Here is a 20,855-nt window from a genome sequence, read left to right as displayed (position 1 = left end):
AGCGCCTTATCAGTTAACTTTACAGATTTTATGGGCTCAAACCAAGTTTTAAAAGCTTGGGGTTGTATGTTGTCCTTTATGAAGTGTAGACAATTTTCCCATACAGATTCTGCAGTTACGTTCATTATTCAGTTATATTTTTAATAGTTTATTAGGATTGATAGTAATTAGAAACACTGAAATCAACTATCCTATAAAGATTAGACAAATATGTGAACAAATTCTTGAAAAAAAAAATGAAAGCCTATTGATTATGTGCTTTTTTTTTCTAATGATTGTTAACTATTTTATCACACTTTCTTAACAGTTGTAAAATACATTTTTTAATGGAGAAAACAAATAAAATTAACATTAGAGTTAGATATAGCGAAACCGATAAAATGGGTGTTGTGTATCACGGTAATTATGCACAATATTTAGAAATTGCTCGTGTTGAATGGTTGCGTTCACGTGGGATATCTTACAAAGAGCTAGAAAATAGTGGGGTTATGCTGCCAGTGGTTTCATTACAGATAAATTATAAAAAGTCAGCACGTTATGATGACTTATTAACAGTAGAGCTTGAGCTCCTTAGAACACCGAGTGTAAAAATTGAATTTGATTACAAGATTTGGAATGAAGATAATCAAATCCTTGCAGAGGCAAATACTGTTCTCGCTTTTATCGATGCTAATACTTTTAAACCCATTCGATGTCCTGAATATATATTGGAAAATCTATAGGAATTTTAGTCCTCTGTGTTTTCGATTTTCACTTCATATAGATGGGCAAAGGCAGCTTTAATATCTTCGGCTTTTGATTGCCTAATGCCGATGATGATTTCACAAGAAAGATGCATTTTTTGATCAAGTATATTTAGATTTTTTTCTTTAATAACACGCATCACTTCATTGATGTGTTTATATTCGAATTGGAGTTTAAAGTGAATATCGATGGTCTTTTCTACAATAGTAGCTTTCTCAAGTGTCATTTGTGCTGTAGTACGATAGGCATTAATAAGACCACCAACCCCTAATTTTACGCCTCCAAAGTACCGCACAACCACTATAAAGACATCTGTTAGGTCGAAAGATAATATTTGCCCGTGTATTGGTGCTCCAGCTGTGTTAGAGGGTTCTCCGTCATCATTGGCACGATACTGAATTTTGTCTTTGTGGTATCCCAGTTGCCAAGCATAGCAGTGATGGCGTGCACTGGAGTGAAGACTTTTTATTTGTTCTAAACGCTCCTTTGCGTCTTCTTCCGATTGTATAGGAAAAGCATAACCGTAGAATTTGCTACCCTTATCCTTAAAAAGGACTTCCTCAGTTGGTTCTTCTATGGTCTTGTATTGATCGTTCAAATTTGATTTTTTACAAACTTAAGGTAAATGTTAGAATGTGCAATTGGTAATAGGGAGTGAGTTTTACAAATTTGCACTTCAATGAAGTATTGTAAATGGAAAAAAAGCTGATCTCATCTACTAAGCTAATTACTCGCAGAAATGGTAAAGATTTACTGTGTCGTTTGCGATTTGATATTGGGATGTTAATTTGAAGTTTCGCATCACAGGAGCCTTGGTGCCGCTGCCTAAATTTTGGGTGCTCGTAAAAATTCTCGCCTCGTCCCATAACTGACTGTCAATGAAGCTTTGTAAGGTTTTTTTCCCGCCTTCGATAATAACGCTTTGGATTTTAAGCCTGTATAGTTCAGCTATAATTTGTTCCGCAATGTTTAAGGTAAAATCAATAGCCACGAAAGAAGTTTGAACGAATTTCTCACTTGGTAAAGGTTCTTTATCAGAGATAAAGAAAATCGTAGGAGTGGAATCATCCCAAAGATGTAGGTTTTTTGGTGTTCTAAGAGAGCCGTCTAGTACTAAACGAATAGGATTATTCCCTTTCCAATCCCGTGCACTGAGTTGAGGATTATCCGAAACCACTGTTTGAGTACCCACTAAAATCGCATGTTCTTCTGTTCGCCATTTGTGCACTAATTGGCGAGAAATTGTATTTGTTATCCAAAAAGGCATTGGTTCTCCTTTTGTCTCTTCAGGACTTATATAAAAATCTGAGGTTTGTGCCCATTTTAAAATTATATAAGGTCTTTTTTTCTCTTGGACACTAAAAAAACGCATATTTGAGGTTATACATTGTTCTTCCAATGTCCCCAAGATCACATTTACCCCAGCGCTGGTAAGTCTCTGAACACCTTTTCCACAAACCTCTGTGTTAGTGTCCATAGTCCCAATGACAACTGTTGGGATATTATTCTTTATGATTAAATCTGCACATGGCGGGGTTTTACCAAAGTGAGAGCAAGGTTCTAATGTGACATACAGCGTGGCAATTTTAAGGAGTGATTTATCCTTTACATTCTCAATAGCATTGACCTCTGCATGATTTAGACCTGCGGGGCTTGTGAATCCTTCCCCTATTATTTTGTTATTGGCTACAATGACACAACCAACAATAGGATTAGGATAGGTGTTTCCTAGTCCATTTTTAGCAAGCTGAATTGCTCTTTTTATATAGATTTCATGTATATTCATGCCCAAATACTACAGGACAAAAATACTATTAAATAACAGTTGTGACCTAATGATAATTAGACAAATTCAACCCAAAGATGCAGCGACAATGGCGGACATTGTCCGCCAAGTGATTTTAGAGGTTAAAATTCCCACTATAGGAACTGCTTTTGAAGATAAATCACTGGAGGATCTTTATAGTGCTTATCAGGGTAAAGGAGCAGCGTATTTTGTGATTGAACACAATGGTGCGGTTGTCGGAGGAGCTGGAATTGATACTTTGCAAGGTGGAGATGAAAATATTTGTGAGTTGCAAAAAATGTATTTTTTACCGAAGGCTAGGGGGAAAGGGTTCGGTCGAAGACTGATTGAAGTCTGTTTAACTCTTGCTAAGTCCATGGGGTATGCGTACTGTTATATTGAAACCATGCAAACCATGACAGCGGCTCGTAGTTTGTATAAAAAAGCAGGATTTACAGCCTTAGAAAACCCAATAGGAGCTACAGGCCATTGTTCTTGTGAAATTTGGATGATCAAAGCGTTAAATTGAAATTTAAAATAATGAAATTAGCAGAACTTAAGCTGCAGTTTTTTAAAGAGTTGGCGAATTTGTATCCCAAGGAAGAGAGTAGGACTTTTTTTAATTGGATATGCCAGCAGCAACTCGGATTAAAACCATTTGAAATAAGTGTTAAAGGTGAACAAACTCTAAAGGATGAACAATTGCGGTTTTTTGAAAAAGCACTCGCTGATCTTAAATTAGAGAAACCCATTCAGTACATTTTGGGTAAAAGCTATTTTTACTCAATGGAATTTATGGTAAATGAACATACCTTAATTCCTCGGCCTGAAACAGAAGAGCTCGTTTCTATGATTATAGAGGATAACAAGACTCATCCACGACCCTTACGAATCCTAGATATTGGGACAGGTTCTGGGTGTATTCCTATTAGTTTGGCAAAGCACTTAACACATGCAGAGTTATACGCTATTGATATTTCTAAAGACGCTATCAAGTTAGCCAAAGAAAATGCAATGAAAAATCAGGTGGTGGTGAGATTTGGTGAGATCGATATTTTGAAAGCATCCTTACTCTCGAATTTATTTACAAAAGTGGACCAATTTGAAGTGATAGTTTCAAACCCTCCATATGTACGTGAGCTTGAGAAAGCTACAATGAAAAATAATGTTTTAAAATACGAACCTCAGAGTGCATTGTATGTCTCAGATGAGAACCCATTGCTTTTTTATGAACAAATCACTAAGCTTGCCGCTTGTCATTTGAAAACAAATGGAAGACTTTATTTTGAGATCAATCAATACCTAGGAGATCAGACAAAGGATTTAGTTATTAATGCTGGGTTTAAAGAAGTGGAGGTGATCAAGGACACTTTTGGAAATGACCGTATGCTCAGTGCAGTTAGATAACCATATAGCGATTTCAATTCACAGCTTTCAAAGAATTGAATCAGGAACTTGAATTAATTTTTAAAAAATAAACCTGCATCTATTACCTTTGTTTAAAACCTCTAATTAACCGTTTTTATTTATGGATATTCAAAAGGAAATTTCTGCGCTTCGTCAAGAACTCACTAAACATAATTACAATTATTACGTGCTCGATGCGCCTGAAATTACAGATTATGAGTTTGATATGAAGCTCAAAGCCTTGCAGAAATTAGAGGCTGAACATCCTGAATATAACGATCCAAACTCACCAACTATTCGCGTTGGGGGTATGATTACCAAAAATTTCAAGACCATAAAGCACAGCATTCGAATGTACTCTTTGGATAATTCGTATTCTAAGGAGGATCTAGAGGATTGGGAGCGACGGATTGCACGTGTTTTGGGGGATGAAACAGTTGAATTTACCTGTGAATTAAAATATGACGGCGCTTCGATAAGTTTGACCTATAAAAATGGAATCTTGGTTCGTGCCGTTACCAGAGGCGATGGTGTTCAAGGAGATGAGGTGACAAATAATGTTAAGACAATTCGATCAGTACCCTTAAAATTACAAGGCGACTACCCTGATGAATTTGAAATTAGAGGTGAAATTGTCCTGCCCTTAGAAGGTTTTGCTAAAATGAATCAGGAACGTGTAAATGCAGGAGAGGTTCCTTATATGAACCCTCGTAATACTGCTAGTGGAAGTTTAAAACTCCAGGATAGTAGTGAGGTGGCTAAAAGACCTTTAGATTGCTTGTTGTATAGTCTTGCAGGAACTAACTTAGGGGTAGAAAGTCAATTTGAAGGCCTTCAAAAAGCCAAAGAATGGGGGTTCAAAGTTCCACAGCAAGCACGCTTGTGTAAGAATACTGACCAAGTAATGGATTTTATAAATTACTGGGAAGTGCATCGTCATGAATTACCCTATGAGATCGATGGTATAGTAATAAAGGTGAATAGTTTTCATCAACAAGATGAGTTGGGGTATACAGCAAAGGCTCCAAGGTGGGCAATGGCCTATAAATTTAAAGCAGAGCAAGTTTCAACGGTCCTAAAAAGTATTAGTTATCAAGTTGGTCGAACCGGCGCAGTAACCCCGGTGGCAAATCTTGAACCCGTTCTACTTGCTGGGACAACAGTAAAAAGAGCTTCCCTTCATAATGCGGATCAAATTGAGAAACTCGATGTAAGAATAGGGGACTATGTTTATGTTGAAAAGGGAGGCGAAATTATTCCAAAAATTGTAGGTGTAGATCTTAGTAGGAGATCCGAGCATGCAATGCCTGTGGAGTATATCCAAAATTGTCCAGAGTGTGGAACGCCACTAATTCGAAATGCTGGGGAGGCTCAACATTATTGTCCGAACATCTATGGCTGCAATCCGCAAATCACAGGACGAATTCAGCACTTCATTTCCAGAAATGCCATGGATATCGAAGGTTTAGGTGCTGAAACTGTAGCCCTACTAGTTAAACAAGAACTTATATCAAATTATGCGGATTTATACCAATTGACCAAAGAGCAGGTGATTCCCCTTGAACGGATGGCTGAAAAATCAGCCGATAATTTAATTCAAGGAATTGAAAAATCTAAGGAAATTCCTTTTGAACGGGTCTTGTTCGCTTTAGGTATCCGATATGTAGGTCAAACAGTTGCCAAGAAATTGGCTAAGGAATTTAAATCTATAGATGCTTTAGCTCAGGCAACTATCGATACCTTAGTTGGTGTTGATGAAATCGGAGCAAGAATAGCAGAAAGCGTCGTTGAGTTTTTTGATAGTAATTACAATAACCAAATTATAGAACGACTTAAAGGATATGGCGTACAGCTAGAAATCTCAGCTGAACAGTTGGAGGAAAGTAGTGAAATCCTAAAAGGGTTAACCTTTGTAGTTTCTGGAGTGTTTGAAAAAGTTTCTAGAAATGAACTCAAAGAATTAATTGAGAAGAACGGTGGAAAGGTAGGCTCTTCCATATCCTCAAAAACCTCTTATGTGGTGGCAGGTGATAAAATGGGGCCAAGTAAGAAAAATAAAGCGGATGCCCTCGGGGTTAAAATTATCACCGAGGACATGTTTTTAGATATGATCTAAGGCTTGTATCACTAGACATTTATACTAACTCCCTCAGATTGACTGGTATTGTTGTCGAAATAGAAGTCAATTCTGCCTAAGAATAGTCCAAAACACCCCACCTGGTTAATTAAGACATTTCGCCCTTGTCTGTTGGTGTGGATTGCAGGTTTGTCCATAAAAGTATGCGTGTGGCCACCGATTATTAAATCAATATCATCCGTGTTCTCGGCTAGGGTAATATCGGAAACCTTATCCTCTTGGTACTGGTATCCCAAATGCGATAGACATACAATAAGATCACAATTTTGATTTCTTAATTCTTTAGAAATGTCTTGTGCTTTTTCGATAGGGTCAAGATATTTGGTTTCCTTATAAAGCGGTTTATTCACTAGTCCTTTCAATTCAATACCTAAACCGAACACTCCGATTTTAATCCCTGATTTTTCAAATATTGAATAAGGCTTTACATGCCCGTCCATGACGGTATTCTCGAAATTGTAATTTGCATTGAGGATTTGAAAATCAGCATTAGGTAATTGGGCATATAGACCATCTATTCCATTGTCAAAATCATGATTCCCTAGAGTTGCCGCGTCGTATTTCATCATACTCATCAGTTTAAATTCAATCTCACCACCGTAAAAGTTAAAATAAGGGGTGCCTTGAAAGATATCACCAGCATCGAATAAAAGGGTATTAGGATTTTCGTTTCGAACTTGCTCAATTAGATGAGCTCTACGAGCTACACCTCCTTGATTTGGATTTCTCGAATGCGTTTGGGGAAAAGGATCAATATGACTGTGCACATCATTGGTATGCAGTATGGTAATATGCTTTTTAGCCATTGAAGAGCAAGCCGATAGCGATAAACCAGCGGCACTTACAAAAATTGAACTTGCAAGGGTGTGTTGAAGGAAGGATCTTCTTTTCATGGTGAAATTATTTGATTTGAATGAATCGTTGGTCTACTGATGCTTTTAAGGTGTCAGTTTTCATGAAATAATCAATGATTTCATTTCTGAGCAGATATTCAATGTCAGTGGTATTTATGGGGTTTTTAAAAAAGTCCATATGATCCCCACCATTGGCTAAAAAATCGGAAGTCGCTACGAAATAACTTTTAGAAACATCAATAGGTTTTTGAGCAATGCTCGCATGTGCGATTTCTCCACGGTCATTAAGATGTAGTTCTAATTGTTTGCTAATTGGATGTGCTGTTTTTGATTTGGCTAGGTAGGATAGTAACTCTATGACCTTTTCGCCACTGAGCTCAAGAATAAGTACCCTATTTTCAAATGGCATGACCTGATAGGCCGTCCTGCGGCTAACCTCCCCTTGGGAAATAATAGCTCGAATCCCTCCGTGGTTTAAAAGAACAAAATCAATATTATTACCAGTGCGCTTTTCAAATACTGGATTGGATATTTCAAAGGTTAAATCTGCAATAAAGTTCCCGATGGAAGAATTTAATTCTCCGTCTGTTTTCTGCATCGTTTTTGGCGCATATGCCAAAGGAGTGTCTAGAATTTCTTTGATGTGATCTCTATAAGGGGTGATAAAAGTCTTAATGCTGTCAACCTCAGGGATACTATCGACCATCGCGATCTCTTTTCCATGTATTTCTTGAAGTTTAGTATCCTTTTGTTGACAGGAGATACAGAACAGAAAAGTTAAGAATATAACAAAATGTTGTGTTTTTATAAGCATAAGATTCTTTAATTTTACCACGTTAAGACTATAAAGTTTTACCTTTACAAAAATAAAGGAATTGTACATGATTTTTAAAGGTCTTAAAGAAAATTCAATAAAAAAAGCAATTAAGGCATCCAGCTTAAAATCAGAAGGTTATGATGATGGAAGCGGAGCAGTACGTTCATTGGCTATTATTATTAATTACGATACTCTGGTTGATTACAAGCCATTAATGGATATCGCCAAGGCTATTCGCATTAATAACGATAATATTTTTATAGCGGGTTATGTGGAAAAGGTGTATAAAAATGTCAACTATATGATTCCTGTATTTTCTAAAAATTCTTTTGGAATTAATGGAAAGATTAAACAGGATGATTTACAAACGTTTTTAGACCGTCCATATGATATAGCCATAAATTATTATAGCAAACCGAATTTGTATTTAGAGTACGTTTCTACCCTGTGTAAAAGTGATCTTAAAGTAGGGGTCACAGAAGGGAGTGAACATTTAAACAATTTGGTATTGAAGGTTAATGAAAAGGATTATGATCAGTTTTCAAGTGAATTGGTCAAATACCTAAAAATATTAAAAAGATTATGATTATGTCAAAATTTCTTGGGACAGGAGTAGCACTAGTCACACCGTTTAGGTCAGACTTAAGTGTAGATGTACAAGCGCTTAGCGCTATCGTCAATCATGTTATTGATGGCGGTGTTGAGTATTTGGTGGTTTTGGGAACAACAGCAGAGTCTGCTACCCTAAGTAAAGAAGAAAAGCAACTTGTCAAGCAAACTATAATAAAAGCTAATCGTGGTAGATTGCCCTTAGTCCTTGGCATAGGTGGCAATAATACGGCTGAGGTTGCTCGAGAGCTTCGGGCAGAAGACTTGAGTAGCTTTGATGCGGTATTGTCCGTTTCTCCATATTATAATAAACCAACACAGGAAGGGATTTATAGGCATTTTAAGGCAGTTGCTGAAAGTTCTCCACTTCCAGTAATCCTTTATAATGTACCAGGGAGAACTAGTTCAAACATGTTACCAGAAACAGTTATCCGTTTAGCAAACGATTTTGAAAATATCATCGGTATCAAAGAAGCGGCAGGGGATATTGTTCAAGCCATGAAGCTTATAAAAAATAAGCCAAAAGAATTTTTGGTGATCTCAGGTGATGATATGCTTACCCTACCTATGGTATTAGCAGGCGGGTCAGGAGTGATTTCCGTAATAGGTCAAGGTTTACCAAAGGAGTTCTCAGCCATGGTTAGATATGGGCTGCGAGGAGACCTAGATCAAGCCAATCACTTACATTTTCAATTGATGGATATCATTGAACTGATATTCGAACAAGGGAACCCCGCGGGGATAAAGGCTGTGTTTGAATATTTAGAACTTTGTAGTGATGTCGTGAGACTGCCACTTGTGGAGGCTACAGCGGATTTAAAACAGCGTATTGGAAACTATATTAGTGTCTCGCAAATCGTGTGATTTGAAGACTACTAAACAAAACACCCGGCATCGCGTTCGGGTTTTTTTGCCTTTTAGCGTTAAAGATTTGATAAATTATAGTTCAGCCTTCTTTTAATCCGTTTTGCTGCCTTAAATTGGGCATGTAAAAATGTTTTTAATATTTAATATAATTACCTAATTTTGCCGAATGATTAAAAATTGGAGATTTACTTATTTAGCCTTTTTTGCCATTGTACTACTGAGTGGTTGTAGTGAATACCAAAAAGTGCTAAAAGACAGTGATGTCAAGAAGAAATACGATATGGCTGAGAAGCTATATGAAGAAGGTGATTATAAGCGAGCCATAAGAATCTATGAGCAAATCGTTCCACAATATGTTGGGAAGCCCCAAGGAGAGCGTTTGCAATATTTTTATGCCAATGCTTATTATCAATCTGAGGATTATTACTTGGCAGCTTATCAATTTGAAAGATTTACCAAATCATACCCTCGAAGCGACAAGGCAGAAGAAGCTGCTTTTATGGGCGCAAAGAGTCAATTTTTGACATCTCCTAGATATAGCTTAGACCAAGGTGAGACGCAAAAAGCCATTGATAGAATACAGGTCTTTATCAATACCTATTCAGAATCCGAGTTTTTAGCTGAGGCTAATGAGATGATGGAAACCCTAAGAGCGAAATTGGAGAAAAAGTCATTTGAAATTGCAAAACAATATAATAGAATTTCAGATTACAATGCAGCTATAACTTCTTTTGAGATCTTTTTTGAAAATTTCCCAGGATCTATTTATAAGGAAGACGCTTTGTTTTACGACTATTTGGCGCGTTATAATTTAGCAGTCAATAGTGTTTATAATAGGAAAGAGGAGCGAATCGAAAGTGCCAGAGAAGCATATAGTGCTCTTAAGAGTGAATATCCAGAATCTAAATACATCGGAAGGTCCGATAAAATGTATAGCGACTTAGATAAGCACGCTACTGAATTACAAGAATTACTAGAACAATACACAGTAAATAATTAAATCAAAGTTATGAGCGAATTGAGAAACTCTGAAGCACCTATTTCTACCATTACCTATGATAGAAATGAATTGGATGCACCGACAAATAATATTTACGAGGCTATTTCAATAGTTTCTAAACGCGCCAACCAAATCAATGGTGATATCAAGAAGGAATTGATAGAGAAGTTGGAGGAGTTTGCTACCTATACTGATAGCTTGGAGGAGATTTTTGAAAACAAGGAACAAATCGAAGTTTCTAAGTTTTACGAAAGACTTCCAAAACCACATGCGATTGCAATCGAAGAGTGGTTGAACGATAAAATTTATTATAGAAATACAGAAAAAGAGTAGGGCATGTCCATACTTAGCGGCAAAAAAGTTTTACTTGGAATTTCCGGAGGAATAGCCGCATACAAATCGGCTTTTCTGGTGCGTTTACTCATCAAGGCCGGAGCAAGCGTTAAAGTGGTAATGACGGAAAATTCGAAAGAATTCGTTACTCCTTTAACGCTTTCTACGTTATCTAAAAACAGAGTGTATTGGTCATTTACAGATTCCGAGAACAAGGATGCTGTGTGGAATAATCATGTTGATCTAGGGCTTTGGGCGGACCTAATGATTATTGCACCTGCCACGGCAAATACGATGTCAAAAATGGCCTCTGGTACTTCGGATAATTTCTTGCTAGCCACCTATCTTTCGGCAAGGTGTCCTGTGTTTATTGCTCCTGCCATGGATTTGGATATGTATGCACATGCTTCCACGCAAGAAAATATTGGTATTCTTGTAGATAGGGGAAACCATATAATTCCAGCAGAAAGCGGTGAGCTGGCCAGTGGACTCATAGGACAAGGACGGATGGCAGAGCCCGAATCCATCGTCAGTCTTGTAGAAAATTTATTAAAATCTTCCCTCCCTCTTTACGGTAAAAAGATACTTGTTACAGCGGGGCCTACTTATGAGGCTATAGATCCTGTGCGCTTTATAGGTAATCACTCCAGTGGCCGGATGGGATTCGAACTAGCAAGTCATGCTGCTCAATTAGGAGCGGAAGTATTTTTAGTAACCGGACCATGTTCGCTTACATTGGATAACCCACTAGTTAGAGTAGTTCGTGTGCAGAGTGCAGATCAGATGTACAATGCCGTACATCAGGTGTTTAATCAGGTAAATATAGCGATCTTAGCAGCAGCTGTGGCAGATTACAAACCTGCTGAGGTTGCAGATCAAAAAATTAAAAAGAAAACAGCCAACTTACATATTGATCTTGTGCCAACAAGCGATATATTAGCATCCTTAGGTAAGATCAAAACAGACCAATTTTTAGTAGGATTCGCATTGGAAACTCAGAATGAATTGGACAATGCTGTTTCTAAACTTCAACGAAAAAACTTGGATGCAATTGTTTTAAATTCATTAAATGATACGGGTGCTGGTTTTGGTAAATCAACAAATAAGATTACATTTATAGATAAGAATTTAAACCGAATTGCTTTTCCATTAAAATCAAAAGCGGAAGTAGCAATCGATATTTTTAACGAGATACGATCTAGACTTCATGCTTAAACCTTTCCTAACCATCATAATATTTGCCTGCTTTAGCTTTTCTTTTAGTCAGGAGTTAAACTGTAGGGTTATCGTTAACTCTGATCAGGTAAATCAAACCAACAAGCAAATCTTTAGCACCCTGGAGAAGTCCTTGAATGATTATGTGAATAAAACACAATGGACTAGTAGGAACTTTAGTGCCGATCAGCGCATTCAATGTAGTATGATGGTTACCATTAGTCAATACGATAATAGTTCTTTTAGTGGTACTATACAAATTCAATCTAACCGCCCTGTGTTTAATTCTAATTATCAGTCGCCAGTATTTAACTATCAAGACAAGCAGTTTAGTTTTAATTATGTAGAGTTCGCTCCATTGTATTTTAACCCGAATGTTTTTGAGAGCAATCTAACGGCTGTTATATCATATTATGTGTATATCATTCTAGGCATTGATGCTGATACATTTTCAAAAGAAGGAGGGACACCCTATTTTGAACAAGCGCAATCTATTGTAAACTTAAGTCAAAGTAGCGGATTTAGTGGGTGGAAGCAAACCGATGGAAATAGAACGCGTTGGGAGCTTGTCGATAACCTGCTCTCCAATACCTTCAAGGAGTATCGCATGGCTCTTTATAACTACCATCGTCAAGGGATGGATGTATTGGTGTCGGATCCTAAAGGCGCCAAGGAGCAAATACTGAGTTCGATGAGCTTACTTGAAAAACTTAATAATACGCGACCAAATTCCTTCGTACTCCAAGCTTTCTTTGATGCCAAGTCAGAGGAAATTGCAAATATATTCTCGGGCGGTCCTAAGGTGAAAATAGCGGAATTAAAAGAAAACCTCAATAGCATGGCGCCTCTTTATTCTAAAACTTGGAGCCGTATCAAGTATTAATTTCTTAGCCAGCTTTTAAAATATAATTTATCTTTGGGATGCTAAAAACTTAATTTGAAGTGTTAACAAATCTGATCATAAAGAACTACGCCTTAATCGATCATTTAAATGTAGATTTTGATAAGGGGTTGATTTCCATTACAGGTGAAACTGGTGCTGGTAAATCAATCCTTCTAGGTGGATTGTCATTGGTACTGGGAAAGAGGGCCGATTTGAGTAGTATTAAAAACACGGATGAGAAATGTGTTATCGAGGCAAGCTTTGCCATTGGAAATTATCAACTGGAAGAATTTTTTATTCAACAAGATCTCGATTTTGAACAGCAAACTATTATTCGAAGAGAAATCTTGCCAAGTGGTAAGTCCAGAGCATTTGTAAATGACACGCCCGTTACCTTAGATGTACTGTCCGCATTAGGAATTCGACTGATCGATATTCACTCTCAACATCAAACTTTAAAGCTTACTGATAACGATTTTCAGTTTCAAGTAATCGACGCTATTGGCGATGTAAGTAAGCAACTCGATCTCTACAAGGATAAACTTTCGAATTATTTAGCCCTTAAAAAAGAATTAAAATCTCTCATTGAATTTCAGCAACAGGCCGATAAAGACTACGATTACAATTCATTTTTATTAGAAGAGTTAAGATCGGCTAAATTAAAGCAAGGGATGTTGGCTGAATTAGAAGCTACTTTTGAGCAGTTAAACAATGTGGATGAAATAGCCTCTAGAGTAAAACAATCCCTACAGTTATTCTCTGAGGAACAAATGGGGGTGTTGCCTAGCTTAAATGAAATTAAAAGTAATTTTAATCGCCTTGGTAGTTTCGGTAAAATCTATAAAGAGCTATCTGATAGGATTGATTCTGTCTTCATTGAACTCGATGATGTGTTCAATGAAATGCTATCCCTTGAGGAAAACCTAGAGGCTGACCCTGTAGCACTTGAGAAGGTGAATGAAAAACTTCAATTGATCTATAACCTACAAAAGAAACACAATGTTCTTGAGGTTACAGAGCTCATAGAAATTCAAAAGCAGCTCGAGTTACAAGTTTCCAAAACGGAGAACTTGGAAAGTGAGATTAAAGAAATGCAATTAAAGCTCATGACTATGGAAGAGATCCTGGATAAAATAGCCTTAGAATTGCATAACAAAAGAGCAAAAGGGATTCCATCGCTTAAAGAGCATTTAGAAAGTACTTTAGCCTCTCTAGGGATGCCAAATGCACAGTTCGAGATTGAATTAACCCATGGCGAGCATTATCACTCCAATGGTAAAGACAATCTTTCATTTTTGTTCTCTGCCAACAAAGGAGGGCAATTTAATGAACTTAAAAAGGCGGCCTCCGGAGGGGAGTTATCCCGAATTATGCTTGCTATAAAGGCGCTTTTAGCACAGTATAGGCATTTGCCTACCATTATGTTTGATGAGATCGACACAGGCGTCTCTGGAGAAGTATCCAATAAAATGGCTGAAATCATGTATCAAATGAGTAAGACCATGCAAGTGTTCACCATTACGCATCTTCCACAGGTGGCAGCGAAGGGTGATCAACATTACAAAGTCTACAAGGAAGAAGTACAAGGAGTGACGACTTCGCAGATGAAGAAATTAAACCAAGAGCAACGTGTTGTTGAAATTGCAGAAATGCTCGGGGGTAAAGATATCAGCTCTTCAGCAAGAGCGCATGCTAATGAATTGTTGGTCAAGCGAAATTAGCATAACTTTGTGCAATGCAAAAATGCTTTAAGACTCATATTGAAACTAATTTTCCTTTTTTAATCAACAGCCCTATAGCCCTGGCAGTCAGTGGAGGTATTGATAGTATGGTGCTGTTAGATCTATGTGTAAAATCTCATCTTCAATGTAGCGTGCTGCACTGTAATTTTCAATTAAGAGGTTTGCAGAGCAATCAAGATCAGGAGTTTTTAAAAAATCAATGTGAAGGCTATGCAGTGGAGTTCCATACCGTTAACTTCCACACGAAGGCGTATGTGAAAAAGGCCAAAATATCAACTCAGATGGGTGCTAGAGAACTCCGATACAATTGGTTTAGGGAACAAAAAGAGCAACTCGGTTTTGCCTATCTTTTAACGGCGCATCATGCCGATGATAATTTAGAGACTTTTTTGATTAATCTCGGCAGAGCAAGTGGCCTTGAAGGATTGACTGGAATACCACCGATTAATGATTATATAGTAAGGCCTTTATTGCCTTTTTCAAGATCAGAAATTAATCGGTATGCCGAGGAGCAAAACATAGCATGGCGTGAGGATAGCAGTAATGCTCAGACCAAATACATTCGCAATAAATACCGACATGAAATAATCCCTTTAATCAAGCAAATAAAGCCAGATTTCCTGGATAGTTTCACCAAATCTTTGCAGTATTTACATCAGTCCAATAGCATTATAAAGATGGCGGTTGCACAACAGCGTGCCCATTTATTTGTTGAAAAAGATCACGCAATTGAAATCTCGGTGGCTGGGTTAAAGGCGCTTCACCCATTGGAAGCATATTTGTTTGAACTTTTTAAACCATATGGATTTAAAAGTGAAGTGGAGCTACTACAGCTCCTAGATACCCTTTCAGGAAAACAACTTATATCTGACAGCCATCGTTTGATCAGAAATCGGGATCACTTATTGTTAACTGCCCTAAAAGATAGCGATGCAGATCAAATTTTTACCATTCCACAGCATCAAAAAAGTATTCGTTATCCTATACACCTTTTTATTGAGCAGATTGAAGTCAAAGCTCCAGTTTCTAGGAATTCGGTATTGGTTGATAAAGAAAAGTTAAAGTTTCCGCTTATCCTTCGTAAACGACGAAATGGTGATTACTTTTGTCCATTTGGAATGCGTGGGAGAAAAAAGCTCAGTAAGTATTTCAAAGATGAAAAATTTTCTTTAATAGAGAAAGAAAATCAGTGGTTACTCTGCAATGGCGATGATGAGATCATTTGGATTATAGGGCAACGTGCTGATGACCGCTTCAAAATAACGGACAGAACAACAGAAATATTAAAAATAACATCCCTTCATGCGTAATTTAATTGCTGTACTACTACTATTTTTTACCAACTTTATTTTTAGTCAAAATCAGGTTCAATGGAATACGTCGGTTGAAGCTGTTTCAGATTCTACATACACCCTTATAATTGAGGCTGATATCAAAGAGAACTGGCACCTTTATGCGGTGAATCAACCCAAAGATGAAGAACCTATGATCAATCCGACTACTTTTACCTTTCAAGGGGAAGGGGTTGATTTTGAGCTCATTGGTGAGGTAGAAGAAGGCGAGCCAATTACGGAAATGGATAAGATTTTTGAACAGCGATTGTCTTATTTTGCGAACCGTGCTGTTTTCAAGCAACAAATTAAGGTCCTAACTCCAGGGCTCAAGTCCATTATCGGAGATGTCGCTTATCAAGCCTGTGATGATAAGCAGTGTATTTTTGATCAGTATGACTTAGGTTTTTCTCTTGACGGTAATCAGGTGGTTATACATAAGGAAGTGGACGCAAAAAGCTTGGACTTAGCGCAAAGCTTGGAAATTCCTTTAACCAACACCGAACTCTTAGAAGCAAATCAACAGAGTGATAGCGCTTCACCAAGTCATGGTTTATTGAATTTGTTTGTGCTAGGGTTTTTAGGAGGGTTTATAGCGCTGCTTACTCCGTGCGTGTTCCCAATGATTCCTTTAACGGTTTCCTTTTTTACCAAACAGAATAGTAATAAGAGAAAGGGGATATCCAATGCCATTCTATATGGTGTCTTTATTATAGGGATCTATATGGCCCTTAGTGTGCCGTTCCACTTTTTGGATACTATAGCTCCTGAGATCTTAAACAATATTTCGACCAATGTTTGGTTGAATGTGATTTTCTTTGTCATTTTTGTAGTCTTTGCATTTTCCTTCTTTGGGTATTTTGAGTTGACACTTCCGCATTCATGGGGCAACAAAATGGATAGTGCCTCGGGTGCAGGTGGGATTATTGGGATCTTCTTTATGGCCTTAACTTTGGCTATTGTTTCCTTCTCCTGTACTGGACCGATTTTAGGTTCGCTCCTGGCTGGATCCCTCTCGAATGATGGCGGTGCTACTCAATTGACCGTTGGTATGACTGGTTTCGGTCTGGCATTGGCCTTACCATTTGCTTTGTTTGCGCTTTTTCCAAATATGTTAAATTCACTACCGAAGTCTGGTGGGTGGATGACCACTATCAAGGTGATTTTAGGGTTCTTGGAACTAGCTATGGCATTTAAGTTTTTATCCAATGCGGATTTGGTCGAACACTGGGGAATCCTAAAGCGCGAAGTGTTTATCGGAATTTGGATTATCATATTTATACTCTTGGCGTTGTATGTTTTTGGATTGATTCGTTTTCCACACGATGGTCCTCGTAAAAAACTCAGTTTCTATCGCGTAGTTTTCGGACTAGGTGTACTTGGATTTGTGGCCTATTTGATTCCAGGTTTATTTAACACACCTAAATCCAATCTAAAACTACTCAGTGGATTTCCACCACCAGTTTTCTATAGTATCTATGAGAAAGAAAGTGATTGTCCCTTAGGTCTTACGTGTTTTAAAGATTTTGATCAAGGCCTCACCTATGCAAAAGAGAACAATAAACCTATCTTATTGGATTTTACGGGATGGGCCTGTGTGAACTGCCGTAAGATGGAAGAGAATGTTTGGAGTGAACCAGAGATATTCAGCCTACTTAACCAAGAGTATGTATTGATCTCTCTTTATGTGGATGATCGGAAGGCTTTGGATGAGGCTGATCAGTTTAATTTCAAGCTTGCGAATGGTCGGGTGAAAAGCATAAAGACTATTGGAGATAAATGGGCGACCTTTCAGACGATTAACTTTAAAACAGCATCACAGCCCTATTATATACAAATGTCATCTGATTACGAACTTTTAAGTAGTCCCCAAAAGTATACCAATGCAGTCACCTATTACCAGTGGTTACAAGATGGGTTAAAGAATTTTAAAGAGTCCCAGGAAGCTAGAGAATAAAAAAGTGAATGCTCTCTAAATAATATTCATCTCATTAATCACCTCAGTGTGACCAAAATTTAAGTGAATGGGGAGTTTATTGTCTTTGGGTAACACAGCCAAAAAACGATCGAAGTTCGATGTATATACATTTTTTAGTAGTGGCTTGTGGTAACCTAACACTTTAATTATTTCTTCTATAAACTCATTGTGATGCACCAAGTCAGTGCTTCCCAGATGGAATATACCTCCGATTTCTCGATTGATGATATAGTGAAGTTGCTTTGTGAGAATAACAATGTTTGTGACGTTCATGACAAGGTCTGGAAAGACCTCATAGGCCTTATTGATCTCCAGGTGATATTTAAGCTCTTTGATCCTTGGAGAGTGACTTCCAAATACCATCGGCAACCGTGCAATTACATAATTTTTCTCAGGTAGTTGCATGAGAGCCGTCTCAATTTTGATTTTAAATTTTCCATAGGGACTCATTGAAAGCGTTTTATCAAATTCGTAGGATGGAAAATTACTAAAGGCATCAAAGACATTCGCCGATGATAGGAATATCACTTTACTACCGGTGGCTTTGCAATAATCAACCACATCGAGATGGGTGTCGATTTGAGAATCAAAATCACCTCGAAGCGCTGAGATAATGACATCAGGCCTTACCCTTGAGAGGGTTTCTATAAGATCATCTTTTTGCATATCAAAGGGAAAGAAATGCTTATTATTTGCATAGATCTTTCCCGTGTGATAAGTTCCATAGGTGTTAAAGTAAGAACATAACTCTTTGTAAAGTGCTCCTCCAATAAAACCACTAGCTCCTAATATTAAAATCTTTTTCAAATATCTTTCTTTCATTATTATTAAGAGAACTCTATCTGAGCTTATTTATTTTTGTAGAAAGGAAGTTTAACAACCGTTGCTGGGATTTGATTCTTACGTATTTGAATTCCAATGGTACTTCCAGGTTCTGCGTAGGCTATAGGAACATAACCCATACCAATTCCGACTCCCAGGGAGGGAGCCATCGTTCCACTGGTAACTTTTCCAATAACGTTTCCATTATTATCGGTGATCTGGTAATCAGTTCTAGGAATTCCTCTTTCCTCTAATTTGAATCCAATAAGTTTATTGGTAAGTCCTTTTTCCTTTTGTGCTTTAAGAATATCGGATCCCACAAAATCTTTCGTGAATTTGGTAACCCAACCCAATCCAGCTTCAAGTGGGGAGGTGGTCTCATCAATATCGTTTCCATAAAGACAGTACCCCATCTCAAGACGAAGCGTGTCTCTAGCGGCTAATCCGATGGGCTTGATGCCAAATTCCTTTCCAGCTTCAAAAACCTTCTCCCAAAGTTGTCCTACTTCTTCATTTTTACAATACACCTCAAATCCACCACTACCAGTATAACCTGTAGCCGAAATAATGACATGCTCAATTCCTGCGAATGGTCCTACCTCAAAGTGGTAAAATTTAATTGCTGAAAGATCAATCTCGGTAAGAGATTGCATAGCTTCTATGGCTTTTGGCCCTTGGATAGCTAATAACGAGTATTGATCGGAGATATTTCTTAAATCTGCACCAAACTCTTTGTTATATTTCGATATCCATTGCCAATCTTTTTCAATATTTGAAGCGTTTACAACTAGTAAATATTGCTCCTCTTTGATTTGATAGATGATCAAATCATCCACAATGCCGCCCTGCTCATTTGGTAGATAACTGTATTGGGCTTTTCCAACCTCCAGTTTAGAGACATCATTACTACATACCTTTTGTAATAAGTCCAGAGCATTTGGACCAGAGACGAGAAACTCGCCCATATGGCTTACATCAAAAACCCCTACATGGTTCCTTACATTTTCATGTTCAGCAGTAACTCCCTCGTACTGTACTGGCATATTGAAACCGGCAAAAGGCACCATTTTTGCACCCAATTCAATATGGACACTTGTTAAAGCGGTATTGTTCATTTTTAGTATATTTAAAAAAATTGCTAGTTCGTTTACCTTAGTAATACAAAATTATTTAAATATAGTGAGCAGCAAAACAAAGCTGCAATAATTAAAGAAACTTAATAGCTTAGAAATGCAGAAAAACGAAAAAATTAAAATTCTTATCGTTGGTTGTGGAAATATGGGAGCATCTCACGCCAAGGTTTATCACAGATTAAATAATGATTTTGAGATTTGTGGTTTGGTCTCCAGAGGAGAAAGTAAGCATATATTAAACAAAGCGCTCCAAGCGAATTATCCTGTTTTTGACTCTTATGAGAAAGCGTTGGAGCAATCCAATCCTGATGCTGTTTGCATCTCGACCTATCCAGATACCCATTTGGAATATACCTTGGCCGCATTTAATGCAGGTTGCGATGTGTTTTTAGAAAAACCCATTGCTACTACCGCAAAGGGTGCTAAGGAATTGGTAAAGGCGGCAGAAAGGACAGGAAGAAAGCTTGTTATTGGTTATATTCTAAGACAGCATCCTTGCTGGCAAAAGTTCATTGAAGTTGCCCAGGGTCTTGGAAAACCACTGGTGATGCGGATGAATTTAAATCAACAAAGCCATGGGTATATGTGGGATGTTCATAAGAACCTTATGAAAAGCCTGAGCCCTATTGTAGATTGTGGGGTTCATTATATTGATGTGATGTGTCAAATGGTTCGCTCTAAACCTAAACAAGTTTCGGCCATAGGGGCGCGTTTAACAGATGAAATATCCCCTGATAACTACAATTATGGTCAATTGCAAATTATCTTTGAAGATGGCTCTATTGGATGGTATGAAGCTGGATGGGGGCCTATGATAAGTGAAACTGCGCATTTTGTTAAAGATGTTATGGGGCCCAAGGGAAGTGTTTCCATTGTTTCCGCATCGGCAATGGAGCAGGGGACGACGGATGCTGTGGATCGACATACCAAAACAGAAAGCTTAAAAATCCATCACGCTGCATTAGATACTACTAATGAATTTGAGAAAGAAGATCAGTGGATTCATTTCAAGGATGAACCTGACCACTTGGAGTTGTGCATGCGAGAACAGTTATATTTTCTAGATGCAATAAGAAATGACATTGATTTATCAGTGCATTTACAAGATGCCGTTAGTAGTCTAGAAGTGGTATTGGCTTGTGATGAGTCGGTAAAAAGTGGAAAGACCGTATACCTTTAACAACCCATAAAATTATA

General features: G+C 37.7%; 21 protein-coding genes. 14 read left to right on the top strand and 7 right to left on the bottom strand.

Going from position 1 to position 20,855, the window contains the following annotated elements; all coding sequences use genetic code 11:
- Positions 1 to 125: DnaA N-terminal domain-containing protein (locus VKY50_RS12040; protein WP_324302070.1), on the bottom strand; the 125-nt coding region annotated here is incomplete at its 3' end.
- Between the two features lie 201 nt (positions 126 to 326).
- Between VKY50_RS12040 and VKY50_RS12035 the strand changes: the two genes are divergently transcribed.
- Positions 327 to 722, top strand: coding sequence for an acyl-CoA thioesterase (locus VKY50_RS12035; RefSeq protein WP_324302069.1), 396 nt, complete (start codon positions 327 to 329; stop codon positions 720 to 722).
- Between the two features lie 5 nt (positions 723 to 727).
- On the opposite strand, the gene VKY50_RS12030 is transcribed toward VKY50_RS12035, so the two are convergent.
- Together VKY50_RS12030 and ribD are read right to left on the bottom strand one after the other, a co-directional pair.
- Positions 728 to 1,342 carry an IMPACT family protein gene (locus VKY50_RS12030; RefSeq protein WP_008991451.1) on the bottom strand — a complete coding sequence of 205 codons (615 nt, stop codon included), beginning with the start codon at positions 1,340 to 1,342 and terminating at the stop codon, positions 728 to 730.
- 129 nt (positions 1,343 to 1,471) lie between these two features.
- Positions 1,472 to 2,530, bottom strand: coding sequence for a bifunctional diaminohydroxyphosphoribosylaminopyrimidine deaminase/5-amino-6-(5-phosphoribosylamino)uracil reductase RibD (ribD, locus tag VKY50_RS12025; RefSeq protein ID WP_324302068.1), 1,059 nt, complete (start codon positions 2,528 to 2,530; stop codon positions 1,472 to 1,474).
- A gap of 49 nt (positions 2,531 to 2,579) precedes the next feature.
- Here ribD and VKY50_RS12020 point away from each other — a divergent pair, with 49 nt between their 5' ends.
- From VKY50_RS12020 to ligA, 3 genes are all read left to right on the top strand, one after another.
- A complete protein-coding gene (locus tag VKY50_RS12020; RefSeq protein ID WP_040460038.1) occupies positions 2,580 to 3,059 on the top strand; it encodes a GNAT family N-acetyltransferase in 480 nt (159 codons plus the stop codon).
- A gap of 11 nt (positions 3,060 to 3,070) precedes the next feature.
- A complete protein-coding gene (gene prmC, locus VKY50_RS12015; RefSeq protein WP_008991448.1) occupies positions 3,071 to 3,937 on the top strand; it encodes a peptide chain release factor N(5)-glutamine methyltransferase in 867 nt (288 codons plus the stop codon).
- Between the two features lie 121 nt (positions 3,938 to 4,058).
- Positions 4,059 to 6,053: an NAD-dependent DNA ligase LigA gene (gene ligA, locus VKY50_RS12010; RefSeq protein ID WP_324302067.1), complete on the top strand. Its 1,995-nt coding sequence runs from the start codon at positions 4,059 to 4,061 to the stop codon at positions 6,051 to 6,053.
- A gap of 11 nt (positions 6,054 to 6,064) precedes the next feature.
- Here the strand turns inward: ligA and VKY50_RS12005 are convergent, their stop codons facing one another.
- Complete coding sequence (locus VKY50_RS12005; protein WP_324302066.1) at positions 6,065 to 6,967, bottom strand: bifunctional metallophosphatase/5'-nucleotidase; 903 nt, start codon at positions 6,965 to 6,967, stop codon at positions 6,065 to 6,067.
- Positions 6,968 to 6,974: 7 nt separating this feature from the next.
- Positions 6,975 to 7,742 (bottom strand): 5'-nucleotidase, encoded by a 768-nt coding sequence (locus tag VKY50_RS12000; protein ID WP_324302065.1) that lies wholly within the window; start codon positions 7,740 to 7,742, stop codon positions 6,975 to 6,977.
- A 67-nt stretch (positions 7,743 to 7,809) separates the two neighbouring features.
- Between VKY50_RS12000 and VKY50_RS11995 the strand changes: the two genes are divergently transcribed.
- From VKY50_RS11995 to VKY50_RS11955, 9 genes are all read left to right on the top strand, one after another.
- A complete protein-coding gene (locus VKY50_RS11995; RefSeq protein ID WP_008991444.1) occupies positions 7,810 to 8,331 on the top strand; it encodes a DUF6913 domain-containing protein in 522 nt (173 codons plus the stop codon).
- A 2-nt stretch (positions 8,332 to 8,333) separates the two neighbouring features.
- A complete protein-coding gene (gene dapA, locus VKY50_RS11990; protein WP_040460033.1) occupies positions 8,334 to 9,218 on the top strand; it encodes a 4-hydroxy-tetrahydrodipicolinate synthase in 885 nt (294 codons plus the stop codon).
- Between the two features lie 169 nt (positions 9,219 to 9,387).
- The gene (locus VKY50_RS11985; RefSeq protein WP_008991442.1) at positions 9,388 to 10,221 is read left to right on the top strand and encodes an outer membrane protein assembly factor BamD; all 834 of its coding nucleotides are present in this window, start codon (positions 9,388 to 9,390) and stop codon (positions 10,219 to 10,221) included.
- 9 nt (positions 10,222 to 10,230) lie between these two features.
- Positions 10,231 to 10,554, top strand: coding sequence for a DNA-directed RNA polymerase subunit omega (locus VKY50_RS11980; RefSeq protein ID WP_324302064.1), 324 nt, complete (start codon positions 10,231 to 10,233; stop codon positions 10,552 to 10,554).
- 3 nt (positions 10,555 to 10,557) lie between these two features.
- Positions 10,558 to 11,769: a bifunctional phosphopantothenoylcysteine decarboxylase/phosphopantothenate--cysteine ligase CoaBC gene (gene coaBC, locus VKY50_RS11975; protein ID WP_324302063.1), complete on the top strand. Its 1,212-nt coding sequence runs from the start codon at positions 10,558 to 10,560 to the stop codon at positions 11,767 to 11,769.
- Positions 11,762 to 12,652 (top strand): type IX secretion system protein PorD, encoded by an 891-nt coding sequence (porD, locus tag VKY50_RS11970; protein ID WP_324302062.1) that lies wholly within the window; start codon positions 11,762 to 11,764, stop codon positions 12,650 to 12,652. Before coaBC ends, porD begins: the two co-directional genes overlap by 8 nt.
- Positions 12,653 to 12,711: 59 nt before the next feature.
- Entirely contained in the window at positions 12,712 to 14,373 is a 1,662-nt protein-coding gene (gene recN / locus VKY50_RS11965) for a DNA repair protein RecN (protein ID WP_324302061.1), read from the top strand.
- Positions 14,374 to 14,387: 14 nt separating this feature from the next.
- Entirely contained in the window at positions 14,388 to 15,704 is a 1,317-nt protein-coding gene (gene tilS / locus VKY50_RS11960) for a tRNA lysidine(34) synthetase TilS (protein ID WP_324302060.1), read from the top strand.
- On the top strand, positions 15,697 to 17,682 hold the full coding sequence (locus VKY50_RS11955; RefSeq protein ID WP_324302059.1) for a protein-disulfide reductase DsbD family protein: 1,986 nt from the start codon (positions 15,697 to 15,699) through the stop codon (positions 17,680 to 17,682). The genes tilS and VKY50_RS11955 overlap by 8 nt, the downstream gene beginning before the upstream one ends.
- Before the next feature lie 15 nt (positions 17,683 to 17,697).
- Here the strand turns inward: VKY50_RS11955 and VKY50_RS11950 are convergent, their stop codons facing one another.
- On the bottom strand, positions 17,698 to 18,510 hold the full coding sequence (locus tag VKY50_RS11950) for a sugar nucleotide-binding protein (protein WP_324302058.1): 813 nt from the start codon (positions 18,508 to 18,510) through the stop codon (positions 17,698 to 17,700).
- 41 nt (positions 18,511 to 18,551) lie between these two features.
- Positions 18,552 to 19,640, bottom strand: a complete 1,089-nt coding sequence (gcvT, locus tag VKY50_RS11945) for a glycine cleavage system aminomethyltransferase GcvT (protein WP_324302057.1) — start codon at positions 19,638 to 19,640, stop codon at positions 18,552 to 18,554.
- Positions 19,641 to 19,755: 115 nt separating this feature from the next.
- On the opposite strand from gcvT, the gene VKY50_RS11940 reads away from it, so the two are divergent.
- A complete protein-coding gene (locus VKY50_RS11940; RefSeq protein WP_324302056.1) occupies positions 19,756 to 20,838 on the top strand; it encodes a Gfo/Idh/MocA family protein in 1,083 nt (360 codons plus the stop codon).
- Positions 20,839 to 20,855 lie beyond the last annotated feature (17 nt).

The sequence above is a fragment of the Galbibacter sp. genome, from assembly GCF_035306585.1.
Taxonomy (GTDB): Bacteria; Bacteroidota; Bacteroidia; order Flavobacteriales; family Flavobacteriaceae; genus Galbibacter.
Note: the sequence above shows the minus strand (reverse complement) of the source record. Positions and strands in the feature narration are given on the sequence as shown.